Annotated in this window: 19 protein-coding genes and 1 pseudogene; 17 read left to right on the plus strand and 3 right to left on the minus strand. The window is 38.3% G+C overall.

All coding sequences use genetic code 11. The features are described from left to right. Positions 1-137: 137 nt before the first annotated feature. Together BN997_RS16510 and BN997_RS16515 are read left to right on the plus strand one after the other, a co-directional pair. Positions 138-1232, plus strand: a complete 1095-nt coding sequence (locus BN997_RS16510) for a CAP domain-containing protein (protein ID WP_042536219.1) — start codon at positions 138-140, stop codon at positions 1230-1232. 410 nt (positions 1233-1642) lie between these two features. Continuing rightward, the gene (locus BN997_RS16515; RefSeq protein WP_042533839.1) at positions 1643-2149 is read left to right on the plus strand and encodes a DUF3189 family protein; all 507 of its coding nucleotides are present in this window, start codon (positions 1643-1645) and stop codon (positions 2147-2149) included. Positions 2150-2339: 190 nt separating this feature from the next. Here BN997_RS16515 and BN997_RS16520 read toward each other — a convergent pair whose 3' ends face one another. After that, positions 2340-2534, minus strand: coding sequence for a hypothetical protein (locus tag BN997_RS16520; RefSeq protein ID WP_139089124.1), 195 nt, complete (start codon positions 2532-2534; stop codon positions 2340-2342). 393 nt (positions 2535-2927) lie between these two features. Here BN997_RS16520 and BN997_RS16525 point away from each other — a divergent pair, with 393 nt between their 5' ends. From BN997_RS16525 to erm, 15 genes and pseudogenes are all read left to right on the plus strand, one after another. Further along, complete coding sequence (locus tag BN997_RS16525; protein ID WP_042533843.1) at positions 2928-3863, plus strand: ABC transporter ATP-binding protein; 936 nt, start codon at positions 2928-2930, stop codon at positions 3861-3863. Next, positions 3856-4722 (plus strand): ABC transporter permease, encoded by an 867-nt coding sequence (locus tag BN997_RS16530; protein ID WP_042533845.1) that lies wholly within the window; start codon positions 3856-3858, stop codon positions 4720-4722. The genes BN997_RS16525 and BN997_RS16530 overlap by 8 nt, the downstream gene beginning before the upstream one ends. Positions 4723-4741: 19 nt before the next feature. Beyond that, positions 4742-5896 carry a serine hydrolase gene (locus BN997_RS16535; RefSeq protein WP_175297058.1) on the plus strand — a complete coding sequence of 385 codons (1155 nt, stop codon included), beginning with the start codon at positions 4742-4744 and terminating at the stop codon, positions 5894-5896. A 112-nt stretch (positions 5897-6008) separates the two neighbouring features. Next, positions 6009-6452 carry a GNAT family N-acetyltransferase gene (locus tag BN997_RS16540; protein ID WP_042533848.1) on the plus strand — a complete coding sequence of 148 codons (444 nt, stop codon included), beginning with the start codon at positions 6009-6011 and terminating at the stop codon, positions 6450-6452. A gap of 79 nt (positions 6453-6531) precedes the next feature. Further along, positions 6532-6825: an RNA polymerase alpha subunit C-terminal domain-containing protein gene (locus BN997_RS16545; RefSeq protein WP_042533850.1), complete on the plus strand. Its 294-nt coding sequence runs from the start codon at positions 6532-6534 to the stop codon at positions 6823-6825. 214 nt (positions 6826-7039) lie between these two features. Next, positions 7040-7393, plus strand: coding sequence for a lmo0954 family membrane protein (locus BN997_RS16550; RefSeq protein ID WP_042533853.1), 354 nt, complete (start codon positions 7040-7042; stop codon positions 7391-7393). 30 nt (positions 7394-7423) lie between these two features. Continuing rightward, entirely contained in the window at positions 7424-8059 is a 636-nt protein-coding gene (locus tag BN997_RS16555) for a PspA/IM30 family protein (RefSeq protein ID WP_042533854.1), read from the plus strand. A gap of 105 nt (positions 8060-8164) precedes the next feature. Beyond that, positions 8165-8899 (plus strand): cell wall-active antibiotics response protein LiaF, encoded by a 735-nt coding sequence (gene liaF / locus BN997_RS16560; RefSeq protein WP_042533856.1) that lies wholly within the window; start codon positions 8165-8167, stop codon positions 8897-8899. Beyond that, entirely contained in the window at positions 8896-9948 is a 1053-nt protein-coding gene (locus BN997_RS16565) for a sensor histidine kinase (protein WP_042533858.1), read from the plus strand. The genes liaF and BN997_RS16565 overlap by 4 nt, the downstream gene beginning before the upstream one ends. Then, a complete protein-coding gene (locus tag BN997_RS16570; RefSeq protein WP_042533859.1) occupies positions 9941-10573 on the plus strand; it encodes a response regulator transcription factor in 633 nt (210 codons plus the stop codon). The genes BN997_RS16565 and BN997_RS16570 overlap by 8 nt, the downstream gene beginning before the upstream one ends. Positions 10574-10617: 44 nt before the next feature. Continuing rightward, the gene (locus BN997_RS16575; RefSeq protein ID WP_052485056.1) at positions 10618-11388 is read left to right on the plus strand and encodes an NUDIX domain-containing protein; all 771 of its coding nucleotides are present in this window, start codon (positions 10618-10620) and stop codon (positions 11386-11388) included. Positions 11389-11606: 218 nt separating this feature from the next. Then, a pseudogene (locus tag BN997_RS23375) lies at positions 11607-12269 on the plus strand (DJ-1/PfpI family protein). 73 nt (positions 12270-12342) lie between these two features. Next, positions 12343-12600 (plus strand): serine hydrolase, encoded by a 258-nt coding sequence (locus BN997_RS16585; RefSeq protein WP_042533861.1) that lies wholly within the window; start codon positions 12343-12345, stop codon positions 12598-12600. Positions 12601-12620: 20 nt separating this feature from the next. After that, positions 12621-12914 carry a sensor histidine kinase gene (locus BN997_RS16590; RefSeq protein ID WP_042533863.1) on the plus strand — a complete coding sequence of 98 codons (294 nt, stop codon included), beginning with the start codon at positions 12621-12623 and terminating at the stop codon, positions 12912-12914. Positions 12915-13173: 259 nt separating this feature from the next. Further along, on the plus strand, positions 13174-13911 hold the full coding sequence (gene erm, locus BN997_RS16595; protein WP_042533865.1) for a 23S ribosomal RNA methyltransferase Erm: 738 nt from the start codon (positions 13174-13176) through the stop codon (positions 13909-13911). Between the two features lie 89 nt (positions 13912-14000). Here the strand turns inward: erm and BN997_RS16600 are convergent, their stop codons facing one another. Next, complete coding sequence (locus BN997_RS16600) at positions 14001-15023, minus strand: HAMP domain-containing sensor histidine kinase (RefSeq protein ID WP_042533866.1); 1023 nt, start codon at positions 15021-15023, stop codon at positions 14001-14003. Further along, positions 15020-15709, minus strand: coding sequence for a response regulator transcription factor (locus BN997_RS16605; protein WP_042533868.1), 690 nt, complete (start codon positions 15707-15709; stop codon positions 15020-15022). The genes BN997_RS16600 and BN997_RS16605 overlap by 4 nt, the downstream gene beginning before the upstream one ends. Positions 15710-15713: the final 4 nt, after the last annotated feature.

Raw genomic sequence — 15713 nt, forward strand, 5'->3', positions numbered from 1 at the left:
CGGGCTGACTATTTTTTAAGGGTTAGCCAAGGTTGATTTCGTAAAGAATAGAATAGCAGCGGTAATCCTTCTGCTGCATTAAAGTATTTAAAAAGGTTGGGATAGCTATTTTCAAGCGATTATTATTATTGCTGTTTATGATACTGTTAGCCATTTGGACAAGGCCTTTATGGGAAGACCCGGTCCGCGATGTCATCCCCGATGCTGTCAGTGATACGTTTTCCTCTGCAAGCGATTTTGTTTCAGAAGCGATAGATAATGACTTTTACTTCCGTCAAGTAGCAGATGAAGCAACTTCTTTTTTTCAATCCTTTACTGATTCTGAAACAGGCACCTCGTATGAACAAGTAGAAACACCGGAGCTCACTACTCCGGAGGAACAATCATTCTCCGTTGGCAATGTAGAGATAGGTGACACAAGAGGACAGGTGGAAGAAATGTATGGTGAAGCTAAGCGGCAAAGTGAGAATGAGTATGGAGTGGAATGGTTCACCTATCATGAAAACTATCAAAACTTTATGATGGTTGCTTATGATGAACAAGACATGGTGCGTGGACTCTTTACCAATCAGGATTTACTATCCTCTCAGCAGGGTATTGCCTTGGGAGATTCCAAGTCGTTTGTAAACGAGACATTAGGGGAGCCGGAAGAAATGATCCGCAATGGCTGGTTTAATTATAAAATTGAAAGCGAAGGCGAATATGATGTATATCATATGGATGGAACCTACGCAACCATTTTTTATGACCTGCATGAATCAGAAGAAGTAACAGCAATTCAGTTAATAGATGAGGATATGGAATCTGCCAAAAGCACCCTTTATACACCTGGCAGTGAGGCTCTAAAAGAAGGCTTGGAGTATCAATTATTTGATTTGACCAATGCAACTCGCGTAAAGCATGAGCTGTCTATTTTAGAATGGGATGAAGCAGTAAGAGAAACAGCGAGAAAGCATAGTACAGATATGGCCGCAAATCAATTTTTCAGCCATACTAATTTAGAAGGACAATCTCCTTTTGACCGGATGAAGGAAGATGATATTTCATTCTTAAGTGCAGGGGAGAACCTTGCATATGGGCAATTCAGCAGTGTTTTTGCGCATCAGGGATTATTGAATTCGGAGGGGCATCGAGAAAATATTTTACATCGGGATTTCAGCCATCTAGGGATTGGCGTGGACTTTAATGAAAGTGATCAGCCGTTTTATACTGAGAATTTTTTCAATAACTAATGGGGATGATTAAGTAAGTGCTTGTATCCATATGTATCTTTAAAAATCAATTGCGTAATCAAAAAGAAGGAATGCTTTCATTAAGAAAAACCAAGAACACCACTTAATCTTTTAAACACCGGTGTTATATGGAATTTGAATTATACGAAATCTTAAGCAAATCAATACATTTATTTAATGGGGTGAATGGTTATACGTTCATCCTCTTTTTATATGACCAGAGAATAAGCCATTTTGTTTTTCGAATGTTTGTTTAGGTATGTAATATGTATTCTTTTTTGGATTTAGATAATAATAAAGCTTGATTATCCATAACAGGAAAGTATTTCAAAACGGAGAGAACAAAATTAGAAAAGCAAGCATGAAGATTTCAATTGATTACGTGGTATTTCGGAAAGGAGAGAAGTAATTTGATTTATATATACAATGATTATGGAGGCACGCACACCACTTCACTTGCAGCAGCCTATCATTTAAAAAAACTACCTTCAAATCGAAAGCTGACCAAGGATGAGATACAAAGCGTCAGGTATTTTAATAAATTAACGAAGCATGACCTCGGTAAGCTTATTTTTCATGGTATCGATGAAGACAATAATCCGGTATACACTATTGGAAGAAGAAATAGTAAATATGTTGTGCCGGCAATACAAGAGTTTGCTGCTTTGTTACAAGAAAGAAATCAGCTAAGTGAAAAGGTTATTATTTCTAATACCTCTCCTACTGTACCATTTGTAATGTCTGTTGGTGGCTTCTTAGCAAGAGGGTTAAATATTAATTTCTTAGGCGAACCTTTACTGGTTGCCGGCGCGAAGCAATGTTGTGAAAAAATTGACCGATTAGTAGAGGAAACCAAAAAAATGAGCCATTCCATGACTGCCAAAGTGATTGTACTGGAAAACAAAAAATTTCATTGATTTATTCCGTAAGCAGCTGTCCAAGCTCCCTGACAGCATGAAAAAAGAAAGATAAGTAAAGTATTAGGGATAAGCTGCGTTTTCCAAAATAAAAAAGAACCATTTTCTAACGAACAGCCCAAGCTATCAGATTTCTACCTCTGATAGCTTGGGCTGTTTTTAAAAAGTGAGGGTTATCTGTCCGCAAGCTCTAATTAGTAGAAATGGTTACAGCAAAAACAGAACTTCCTTTTATTTCTGTTATTATCGCAATGGTTCGATTCACGACATCGGTGATGATCGTTTCTGTGACCGTCCCGGTTACAACAACCATTTTCATGCTTGTTTCCGCATCTGTGATGCTGCTCGTTTCCTTGATGTTTCCGGCAGTGACAATAATTTTCATGCCTGCTTCCACATCTGTGATGATTTTGATGTCTGTTGTCACAATGATTGGATTTATGATCTTTTTGACGATAGTCGCCCCCTCGACGACTTGTGTTGCGACAAGGATCTTCGCATTTTTTTCTGGATGAGTGATGACCGCACATAGCTTATCCCTCCTTTCTCATTCAATATACGCAAGGAAGAAAAAAGAGATTAGACAAACTTAATAGGAGCTAACACATTTTCACGTGGAAAATGTAGATTCATAAAATAAAACTTCATTCCATAAGATTTTTTCGAACGATTGTCCTTAATAAACGAAGTATTTAAAAATATTGGTGAATTTGAAACTTTTATTCCATTCTTTCGTATAACCTGATTAAGAAGAAAGATTGGAAGAGGAGGACTAGAATTGACAGAAATTGCAATGGAATTAAAAAATGTGAGTAAGCGCATCAAGAATAAAGAAATTATTAAAGATGTCAGCTTTCAAATAAAACAAGGGGAGGTGTTTGGCTTTGTCGGGCCGAATGGAGCCGGTAAAACGACAACAATCCGGATGATGGTCGGTTTGATGAAATTGACAGAAGGGGATATCCACATTGTCGGTAAAAGCATCCAAACGGATTATAGTGAAGCCATCAGAGAGGTTGGCGCGATCGTGGAAAATCCGGAGATGTATCCCTTTTTAACAGGAAGAAAGAATTTAGAACAGTTCGCCCGGATGATTCCAGGTACGACAAAAGAGCGGATAGAAGAAGTTGTTCGATTAGTTGGACTTGAAAAAGTGGTCAATGACCGGGTTGGCGGGTATTCTCTCGGAATGCGGCAGCGGCTGGGGATTGCCCAGGCCTTGTTACATAAACCATCGATTCTCATTTTAGATGAGCCTACAAATGGACTGGACCCCTCTGGAATGAAGGAAATCCGCCAATATATTCGTACTTTGGCAGAGACAGAAAAAGTCAGTGTGATTGTATCCAGTCATTTATTGTCTGAGATTGAACTGATGTGTGATCGTATCAGTGTTATAAAAAATGGTGCTTTAATCGCTGTAGAGGATGTAGAGAAGAACCGAAAGGCAGAGGACAGTGATATTTCAGAGTACGCCATTTCTGTAAGTAATGCGCAGACTGCAAAAGCGCATTTAGATCGTTTGGAGGAGGATGCTTTATTTGTAGAGGCAGTGGATGAAACTACCTTAAAAACGGCGGTCAAACGGGAACAAATCCCAGTGATTCTTAAAGAATTATTAATCCATGATATCAATGTATATGAGGTTCAAGCTGCCAAAGGCACGTTAGAAGATAAATTTTTCGATTTGATTGGAGAGAATGTCATTGAGTAATTTAAGCCAGCTTATAAAAAATGAATTTATCAAACTGCATCATTATAAATCTACCTGGGCAATGTATATTATCCTGGCGATTCTCCTTATTGGCAGTGCACTTATTACAAACTTTGTAGTGGATCAAAGCATGATGATAAATCAAACCTTCCAAGGGGAACTCATGCAGGCATATCAGTCGATGGGGTTAGAGGTTCCGGCTTATGATATGTGGGCTTTCGTGGCGGAAAATATCTCCTATATCAGTTTTATCACGATTTTTATTATTGTTGTTGCCGCTAAAATTATTTCAAATGAGTATAAATGGGGCACGATTAAATTATTACTTATCCGACCAGCGGGAAGAGGGACTGTGTTAGCGTCAAAATATATTACGGTGTTACTTTTTGCAGTTGTGTTAATCCTCTACACAATCGTTTTATCATTACTTATTGGACTTATTTTTTTCGGTGTGGATGCTTGGAATCCAACCATTGTAGATAATATGGGTTCCGGCTATACGGAAGTCTCTATCATTGCTTCCATTGGTAAGGATATCCTCTTTCAGCTTGTACCGTTAATTATAGTGGCAACCTTATCCTTTATGATTGCAATTTTATTCAAAGGAAGTGCCATGGCTATTGCGGCAAGTATTGTTATTTATATTGCTGCGCCGATCATTACGATGATGGTAAGCCAATACGAAATTGCGAAATATCTGTTGACCGCACATCTAAACCTTCAAGAAATCTTTGAAGGAACACCGATAATTGAAGGAACATCACTTGGTTTTTCCATTGCTGTTCTTCTTGTTTATTATATCGTATTTATGGCAGCAGGATGGCTCACCTTTAAAAAACGGGATGTGGCTGGAAATTAATCGGAAAGGGCGGGATTTCATGAAGAAATTTTATCCTTTATTGTTTGTAGGTCTTCTGGTTTTCCTCGGAGCTTGTTCCAATGATAAGGAAGAAGAGCGGGAAGCCGGTTCAAATGATATGGAACAAGAGGAAGCTTTGGAAAAAAACAAAGAAAATCTGGATCCCGCAACTGGACTTTTGATGGAATTTATCGAGGAAAACCAAGACTCGGACCGGGTTGCTTTTCTAGCCACCTGGAATGATGAGGCCTTAGCAGAGATCAATACAGATTTAGCTATGCCGCTTGCCAGTGTTGTTAAAATAATCATTGCGATTGAATTTGTCAGCCAGGCAGAAGAAGGGGATATCGATCCTGCTGAAATGGCAGCGATGGAGGAAGTAGATAAATACTATTTTCCGAATACAGATGGCGGAGCACATGATGCCTGGAAAAGTACATTGGAAGACGAGGAAGGCGACGTTTCCCTGGAACAAATTGCACGAGGTATGATGGATTTCAGTTCCAATGCCAATACCGATTATTTAATTGAAAGATTAGGGTTAGAAGAAGTAAACAATCGGATAGAAGAACTCAATTTGAACAATCACGAGCCTATCTATCCGTTAACAGCAAGTATTATCATTCCCAAAAAAGTAATAGAGGATAAGGGGATTGAAGAAGGTCAATTAGAGGAAGCATTACGTGATTTGGATGATGATGCCTACCGGCAAATAGCGGTTGACCTTTTTGAAGAATGGCAGGAGAATCCATTAGACGAAGCGGAAAAAGAGGAAGCCGCTGCCCCGCTTAATGATATGTCGATACAAAAAGTTTGGTCCGATCGGCTGACGCATGCTACTGCGGAAGATTATCATCAAATCATGAAGATGTTAAATAATAAAGAACATTATTCGGAAGCTTTTTATGAGGAATTGGATGCTATTTTCAGCTTAGAATTAAAGAATGACTCCATTATACGTACAGCGCAAAAAGGCGGAAGCACTGCTTTTGTTTTGAATCAGACCGTTTACGCAGAAGATGAGGACGGAAACCGGTTTGAGATGATTTTATTTACAAATGATCTCAATCTGTCAGAACTGGAGGTTGCAGCAATGCAGGTGCAGGCATTAACGGATAAATTAGTAACGGAGGAAGATTTTCGTGAGGAGGTAAGAGAAGCGTTAGCTGAATAACAATAATGATACTATCCCCCTGATGATGGAATTATACATCGTGTCAGGGGGATTTCATATATACTGGAACTATCTTATAATAAGAATAAATAATGAAAAGCGGTGCATATGGATGTCTCTTTATATCAAAAAAGTAAATAAGGAAAATTGGCGAGAAATTGCTGGGTTAGAAGCAGCTGAAAATCAAAAAGCATTCATCGAGCCTGTGTCCTTTTGTTTAGCAGAGAGTTTTATTGAACAATTGACCACATCGCTTGGGCTCTATGCTGGTGAGAAACCCGCCGGCTATGCTATGGTCGGATTTTATTCTGACGAAAAAAGAAGTATCTGGTTTGACAGGTTTATGATTGATTACCGCTATCAGGGACAGGGCTATGCCAATCAGTTCATCCCATTAATTGAAGCGTACATCCATGAGCATTATGATGTGGAAATCATACGTTTAAGCTTTGTGCCGGGAAATAGCCAAGCAGAACGATTATATAAAAAGCACGGATTCGCCCGGACAGGAGCGTATGATCCGAAGGGAGAAATAATCATGGAGAAGCGTCTTTAGATAACCATAATTATATTATGTAAACTAATGGGTTAGAATGTTATTCTTTAAAATGTAAAATAAGAAATGAGGAAATCAGATGACTAGTCAAAAACAAAGAAAAGTATGTAAGAATGGACATGTTTTCTTTAAAAGTTCAGATTGTGAAAGCTGTCCGACTTGTGACAAAGAAAATAAACCAAAGAGCGGCTTTCTAGCAACGCTTTCTGCTCCGGCAGGAAAAGCACTTATCCATGAAGGTATCTCAACAGAAGAACAGCTGGCAGCTCATACCAAGAAAGAAATACTAGCCCTGCATGGCATTGGTCCAGCATCGATGCCGGCTCTGACAAAGGCGCTGGAGAACAAAGGACTTACATTTAAAACAGAATAGGCAGAATAGAAATGGAATGGTATCTCAGTCAGAAGAGGTATCATTCCATTTTTGCATTTTAGCAGCTGTTGCTTGTTGGCTTGTAACTGTGCTGCTTAGGAGGTTTAGAAGGAGATAGACCTTAAGGCTTAGACAAAGATATTGCTCAGGCTCATTACGAGAAAACAAAATCCCCGGTAAGATAAAGATACAATAACAAGAGGAGGAAAACGGAATGAAAAAATTCATGTTGTTTATTGGAGGGCTTGTTGCATTACTGATACTGCTCGCAAATCTTGGCCCGATGGTATTACTTGCATTAAGTGTATGGCTGCTCTATATATGCTTTAAAAAGTTTATCAGCACAGATTCCACCGCTGCTAAAGTAGGATGGGTAATCCTGGGATTGATAGTTGTAAGCATCACATTCTCTAACATTTATGCAGTTTTAGGTGTTGCCGCAGCTTATGCACTTTACCTTATCTATAAGAATTGGAACACACCGGAAGCCTCTGTTGTCCACGAAATAAAGGAAGAGGATGACCCATTTACAAATTTTGAAAAACAGTGGGCAGAGTTAAATAAATAAAATGAATAACATTCAAAGGAGAGATTGATGATGTCAACAAATATTTTTACACGAATGAAGGAATCTATTTCTGCAGATTTACACACGATGATGGACAAAAAGGAACAAAAAAATCCGATTGCAGCACTAAACCATTATTTACGCCAAAGTGAACAGGAAAAAGAAAAAGTAAGAAAGCTGATTGACCGTCAGTATAAATTGAAGGAAGAATTTGCTCGTGAATATATGAAAGCACAAGATCTTGCAGATAAGCGCTTAAAACAAGCACAAATTGCCGAACGTGCGCAGGAAGAGGAAATGCATGAATTTGCTTTAAAAGAGCATGAAGAATATCAAAATCGTGCTGATCGCATGAAAGCGTCCAGAGAAGAGGCAATCACGCAGCTGGAAAATTTGGAGCAGAAATACGAAGAAATGAAGCATCGCCTGAAGGATATGCATCTGCGCCGTATGGAGCTGATGGGCCGGGAAAATATAGCCAAAGCAAATCACCAAATCAATCGTGTCGTGGATGAGTCACCAGAAAAGCCTTTCTCCAAGTTTGAAGAAATGGAGCAATATATCGAAAACCTGGAGTACAGAGTAAACAGTGCCTACTATCAAAGCACGTTCGATAATAAAATTGCTGCGATTGAAAAGAGACTGGACGAAAAAGAAATAAACTAGAATTGATAGCTGGAAAATGAAAAATCATGGTATACTTATACAGGTGCAGGCTGTTCTTGCGCCTGTATATTTTACATATGAAATCAAGGAAAGGAGAATGGAAGGATGTTCAAGCAGATTCCCACAAGAAACCTAAATTGGATATGGATTACCGTCGCCATTCTTCTTGTTTTTGAAATTGTCTTCTTCCATGGAGGAGCCCTGATATCGGCATTAATTTCCGGTTTCTTTGTTTACTTCAGCTGGAAAAGGCTGCATTCCCTTGGGTGGAAGATTGTATTTGCAATTGCTGCAATATCCTTCGTTCTAAATGTTTTTAATTTACTTGCGGTACGGTTTTTAATTGTCGTTGCTATTGCCATTATTATTTTAAATTATATCAAATCAACGAAAGAACCCAGCAAGGAGAAGCCGGAGCTGCCTAATAAATCGAGTTTGACAGAGGAAGAACCCCTTGTGCAGGTGGATCGTTTATTTGATGAACGATTTTTTGATGATTTTCGGACGGAGGAAACGGCTTATCAATGGAAGGACGTCAATATGCATGGGATATATGGAGACCGTGTGATTGATTTAAGTAATACGGTCCTTCCTTATGATACAGCGGTCATCTCCATCCGGCATCTCGCAGGGAATATTGAGATTTATGTGCCTTATGAAGTAGAAGTCAGTATTCATCATAGTTCCATCTTTGGCAGAGCATCTATTTTTGGAGTGTATCACGGGCGGCTAATGAACAAATCACTTCACTATGAAACAAAAAATTATAATACGGCACATCAAAGAGTGAAGATTGTAACCTCTTTATTTTCCGGGGACATTGAGGTGAAGCGCGTATGAATACAATTATCCGTTTTGTTCTCTTGTCTATCGCCTGCAGCTTTGTTTTGGCTATTGCCGCGATTGTTACAACCTTTGTTACATTTACCGTAGATGAATCAGCGGGGTGGAGCGCGCTATGGGAAGGGAAAATTGGTGATGTTTCCTTTCTTTTGACTGTGCTGGCTTTTGTGATTACATTTGGTTCTATTGTTGGGGCTGTTATTGGTTATTATTGGAAAGGTAATTTGAAAAAAATTGAAAAAATGCTTACGGGCATTATCAAGGGAGAAAGGTATCCTGATACAGAGGATGTGCCTAAAGAGCTGGAGTCTATTACGGAACGGATGAATCAAGTCCAAGAAAAACTGCGGATACAAACCGAACACGTACAAAAGATTGCAACGGAAAGAGCAACTGAACGGGAACAAAGCCTGCAGGAAGTAGTGGAACAGGAAAGAAACCGCTTAGCTCGGGAACTGCATGATTCCGTGAGTCAGCAGCTTTTTGCAGCTTCAATGCTGATGTCGGCAATCAACGAGGCAGGACCGCCGGAGGATCCGGCATTAAATAAACAGTTAAATATGGTGGAAAATATGATTCACCAATCGCAGCTGGAAATGCGTGCGCTTCTTTTACATCTGCGTCCAGTTGCATTAAAGGGCAAGTCATTGCAGGAAGGGGTAGAAGGGCTCTTAAAGGAATTAACCCAAAAAGTACCTCTAGAAATCGATGCAAAAATAGAAGCATTCCAGGTTGATAAAGGGGTAGAAGATCAGCTGTTCCGCATCTTTCAGGAATCTATCTCCAATACATTGCGTCATGCGAAAGCGGAAAACCTGCAAGTTTTATTACTGGAACGTGATGAAAACATTATTATGCGTGTTGTGGACGACGGGGTTGGATTTCAGACAGAAGCTGTCAAAACAAGCTCTTACGGAATGCAGAACATGCATGAACGTGCTTATGAAGTTGGCGGCACATTAAAAATTATCAGTCTCCCAAATGAAGGTACACGTTTGGAAGTAAAGGTGCCTATTTTAAGAAAGGAGGATACAACGAATGATTAACGTTTTATTTGTCGATGATCATGAAATGGTACGAATCGGCGTATCTGCATATCTTTCTTCACAGCCGGATATTGAGGTAGTTGCAGAAGCAGATGACGGCTCCCGCGCAATTGAACTGGCATTAGAGCTCCGCCCGGATATTATCTTAATGGACCTTGTGATGAAGGAAATGGACGGAATCGAAGCAACGAAGAAAATAATTGAATCCTGGCCTGAGGCGAAGATTATAATCGTTACCAGCTTTTTAGATGACGAGAAAGTGTATCCTGCATTGGAAGCGGGAGCTACAAGCTATATGTTGAAAACATCGAAAGCCAGTGAAATTGCCAAAGCGATTCGTGCCACCTACGAAGGGCAGTCTATTCTGGAGCCGGAAGTCACCGGGAAAATTATGAACCGTATGCGCACAAAGCAGGAGACAGTTTTACATGAGCAATTAACAGAGCGGGAAAAGGAAATTCTATTGCTAATGACAAAAGGAAAAGCAAACCAGGAAATTGCCGATGAATTATTTATTGCTTTAAAAACGGTAAAGGTTCATGTCAGCAATATCTTAGGAAAGTTAGAGGTGCAAGATCGGACTCAGGCTGTGATTTATGCATTTCAGAATAAGCTGGTGGAATAATTTGCGTACTGAGAGTAGGGCGTAATGAAGGTAAAGGGGATATTATGATAAAACAAGAAACAACGGACGCTTTTATAAAAGAGAATGAGGATGCTTTATTTCAAGATAGTGATGAAAGTTCTCTAAGAGAAAAAAGTATGGAAGAAATATTAATTGCACGATCGCAATATCCTGTTGAATCGAAGGAATGGGAACGTTTAAATAAGATAAAATCAGACGTTTTACAAAAGAATAAACCGAGTACAAAAGAAAAAATTTTATATTTCAAAGAAACGGATTTAGAAAGAATTCCATTAGGATTCAGCAAAGCAAAGCATTTGCCTCTCATGGATTATAGAATTGCAGAACGCAGTTTACTAGAGTACCATCCAAGTCAACGCCATCCAATTCCCTATGTTATTGTCCGGTATAACGGGGAATATTTCTTTATTTTGCGGGGAGCAAATGTCGGAGAAAGCAGATTAGCTGGAAGAAAAGGGCTATTAGGAGGGCACGTTGGAGAAAAAGATGCAGTGCCTGGAAATATTCAGCTTTCTATTGAGAATGGGCTTTGGCGCGAATTGGAAGAAGAAGCGGGAATAAAAGCAGAAATGGTTAAAAAGCTGGAAATGAAAGGTATTATCAAATCGAATGATGGTGTGGATAGTGACCATCTGGGGATTGTTTATGAAATCGTGTTAAATCATAAAGATATTCAGTCAGAGGAAGAGGAGCTTACAGGGCTATGGATGACAAAAACCGAACTGAAACAACATTTCGATACGCTGGAGTCATGGTCAAAAATAGTTGTTTCCAATCTTATTATTTGCAATTAGATCTGCTTTTTTAATAGTTATTTAACCATAAATGAAAGGATATATGCTTTTTATAAAAGTATATCCTTTTTTAGCTGCGATATAGATTTGCTGTCTGAAAATTAGATGTATAGCTGATGTATTAATCAGAAACCTAAAGAATTATGTTTCAGAATAGAGTCTTAATAAAAATGGAGGGAAATATGAAAGTAATCATTTACGTGTAAGATGGCATAACCATGCTTGATGCCATAGGTCCTTATGAGGTTTTAAGGAATATGGACGATACAGAAGTATATTTTGTTGCGGAAAAAAGGGGAGAAATAAAAGCAGATTCAGGTTTTGTTGATATTAATGTGAAATATAGTATCGGCGAAATGAAAAGTGCGGATATTTTAGTAATACCAGGTTCAACAATTGGATTTATGAAAGAGATGAAAAATAATCGAGTGTTGAAATAGATAAAGGAAGTAGACAAAACCACAAGCTGGACGACGTCTGTTTGTACAGGATCCATGCTGTTGGCTGCAGCTGGGTTGCTCGCTGGGTTAAAAGCAACCTCTCGTTGGAAGCCAATCAATCTACTAAGTAAGTATGGAGCTGTTCCTGTTAGAGAACGAATCGTGGAGCAAGAAAAATATATTACTGCTGCGGGTGTGTCGGCAGGGATAGATATGGCTTTGTATTTATCGGAGAAAATAGCTGGAGAAGAGGAAACCAAAGCGATTCAATTAGCAATTGAATATGATCCGCAACCGATATTTAATGCTGGTAATTATTCTAATGCGGAAGAAAAGATTAAAAACATAGCTGGGGCGAAATTAACGAAAGACGCAAAAAAAGGGATTGGATTACTAGGCATGATAAAACATTCCAAAAGTATCCTTAAAATGATGAAATAAAAGCGAAATACAACTCATGTAATGTAAACTCTAGTATAAAGGTATTAAAATTACTAGGTTAGGAGGAGATAATTTGGAGCTGAAAAACATGGACCTGGAAGAACGGATGAAATTTTATCATGTTCCTAGCTTGAATATAACAGTGCTTGAAAACGGTCAAATCAACAGAACGGAAAATAAAGGCCAGCTGGAAGGTGGAGGAAACAGAAAAGTGAATGATGATTCGGTATTTAATGCTTGTTCTATCAGCAAGTTCTTAACAGGATTCCTTGCTGTAAAACTGGCAGAGGAAGGAATGCTTCATTTGGATGAGGATGTAAATGAGCGATAAGCAATCTGATTCAAAACAGTATGAACCATAATGAGGATGGCTGTACCATTTATCTGTCTATTGCTATAAGAGAAAGTAAATGTATTATTTCGGTTGAGGATAATGGTAAGGGTACAACAGAGGAACAAATTCAACATTTAAACAATACACCGCACTATATGCTTGAGAGCAATCGTTCTGGTGAGCTTAGGCATGGGTTAGGGCTCTTGATTGTGAAACAGATTATTTCTTCCCATGGGGGAGAGACAGTGATTAAACAGAGCAGGTATGGCGGTTTGGAGGTACGGATAATATTGCCGACAGCTGAATGTTAGAGATAGACTATTTTTCGTTGCCAGCTTTTGTTATAATCAATCTGTAAAATTATATTTGGAGGTAATTGCCATGGGAATTACATCTATTGCAGTTGTAGATAAGCGTCTGTTCTTCTAAAAAATTGATAGAGGAGGGCAGGCATGGGGATTTGCAGCATTGCTGTTGTTAAAAACGTTCATTATAAACCAAGAAAAATACAAAATGGTTATAATGAACAGTAAATAAAGTTTGTTATAACCAATGGGATAGAGGGTTATAATGAACAGAATAAATCCAAAAGACAGTCAAAATTTTATTACGTCGAAAAAGCATATTCATGAGATATTATCTCGAACAAATATTAATAAACAGGATACCGTTATTGAAATTGGTTCAGGGAGAGGTCATTTCACAAGAGAGCTTGTGAAGATATGTGATTTTATTACTGCTGTTGAAATAGATCCTAAATTTGTATCTATGACGCAAAAGTCTATCAATCGTTCTGAAAATGTCCAGGTTGTCCATGCAAATATATTAAATTATAGGTTTCCAAAAGGAAATCAGCCGTATAAAATTTACGGAAATATTCCTTACAATATAAGTACAAAAATAATAAAAAAGATTGTATTTGAAAGTGCTGCCGAGTTCTGCTTTCTGATTGTGGAAGAAGGGTTTGCGAAGCGGCTGACAGATTATCGAAGGGCTTTAGGATTATTCATATTTCCTGAGGTTGATATAAAGGTTTTAAGAAGAATTCCTAGAGATTATTTTCATCCCAAACCCAAAGTTGATTCTGTTTTTATTCAACTTACAAGAAAAGCATCTGAAATTCAATCCAGGGACAAAGATTTGTATCAACATTTTGTATATAAATGGGTAAATAAAGAATATCAAAAGCTATTTACAAAAAATCAGTTTAACAAGGCCTTGAAGCATGCTCAAATAACAAATTTAGATTGTTTAACAGGCGAGCAGGTGTTATCCATGTTTTATAGTTATAAATTATTCTTGAATTAAATAAAAAGGAATAAAGAAGGGAAAGCATTCAGAAGAAAATCTTTTGAATGCTTTTCTCTATATCACAAAAGGAATAATTATTAATCAAATTAAACCCTTCCAATAGGAAATGCTATGTCAAAATGGATTTGATCTCCTTTTAACGCTGCCGTTATCCCCCCATCCATTGCTTGAATCAGCGTATCTGTTATATAAAGACCTAACCCAAGATGCCCCTCAGCATTGTGCCCTTCTTCCGTATAAAACCGTTCAAAAATGCGATCGATATCCGTTTTATTTAGACGGGCTCCATCATTTACTATGTGTATTTTAAAATAGGCAGCGTCAACACTAATTTTAATCAATAGAAAATCTCTCATATGTCGATAGGCATTATTTAGAATATTTTGCAGCGCCCGGTCCAATTGATAAACATCGATACTGATACTGGAATCATCCTTACTGTCAATATGATTTTCTAATTGGGCATGTCTATCCATTGTCTGGCATTCTACAAGAATATTATCCAGCCAGTCCACGGCCCATTCATAGCAGTTAATCGGTTGTGTTTCCAAATGAACCGTTTCGGGCGTTTCATAGCTTAAGTTTAATTGATTGGAAAGGTCACTTAATACATGTATCTTTTTTTGAATGACCTGTAAATATCGCTGTTCTTCCTCCGGGCTCTCCGCAATATTATCCTGTAATGCTTCAATATAAGCAGAAATCGAAGCGGTTGGTGTTTTTAAATCATGGGAAATACTGTCTATAAAATGTTTACGCTCCTTTTCAAAGGTTTGCTGCTGCTGCTCTTGCAGATGTAATGTGTTTCTCATCTGATCAAAAGCAGTGATAAAGCGTCCAAATTCATCGTCTTTTTTGTAGGAGATTCGATGTGATAAATTCCCTTGAGATATTTTTTGAGCTTCCGCAGCCAAAATGGAGAGAGGAGCGATCATTCGTTTTCTCACATAGGCAATCATCCAAACAGAGAATAGAAAAAAGGGCAGGGTCGTTATCAGGATAATAATGAAAATAATATTTGACTGCACTATCATAAAAGCAATCAGCAGCGGAAAACAGGCTGTAACGATACACATCCAAATAAGTTCTTTTACAATACGCTGCTTCATTGTATTTCACCGTCGAAACGGTAGCCTATTCCGCGTAAAGTAGTGATGTATCTGCTGTTCCCCAGCTTTTCTCTGATTTTTTGTACATGAATGGTAACGGTGTTGATATCTCCATATTCATGTATTCCCCAAACATTGTCATAGAGCTGTTCTTTACGGAAAGCCTGATTGGGAGACTGTGCTAAGAATACCAGCAAATCAAATTCTTTCATGGTCAGATTAACAATCGCTCCATCCTTTGTTACATTTCTCGAAGACCGGTCAATCATGACATCATCAAATGCGATGATGTTACTTGAAACAGGGGAGGATGCAGTATAATCATAGCGCCTGAATAATGCCTCTACCCGTGCAACAAGTTCTTTAATCGAAAATGGTTTCGTAATGTAATCATCTGCCCCGATTTTTAAACCAAGCACCCGGTCTACCTCTGCTTCCTTTGCACTGATAATAATAACTGGTAATACAGAGAAGGCTCTTATCTGCTTTAATATTTCCAGTCCATCCATTTCAGGCAGCATTAAATCTAATAGAATCATATCCGGTCGATATTGTTTTATGGTGCTTAGAGCCTTATCCCCTTGTCTGCAAATTACTGCATCATAATTTTCCCGGGATAAATAATTCTCTATCATTTTTGCTAAATCAGTATCATCTTCAACAATAAGTATTTTTTTCTGATTCATCGGT

The organism is Oceanobacillus oncorhynchi, from assembly GCF_000821065.1.
GTDB classification, from domain to species: Bacteria; Bacillota; Bacilli; order Bacillales; family Amphibacillaceae; genus Oceanobacillus; species Oceanobacillus oncorhynchi.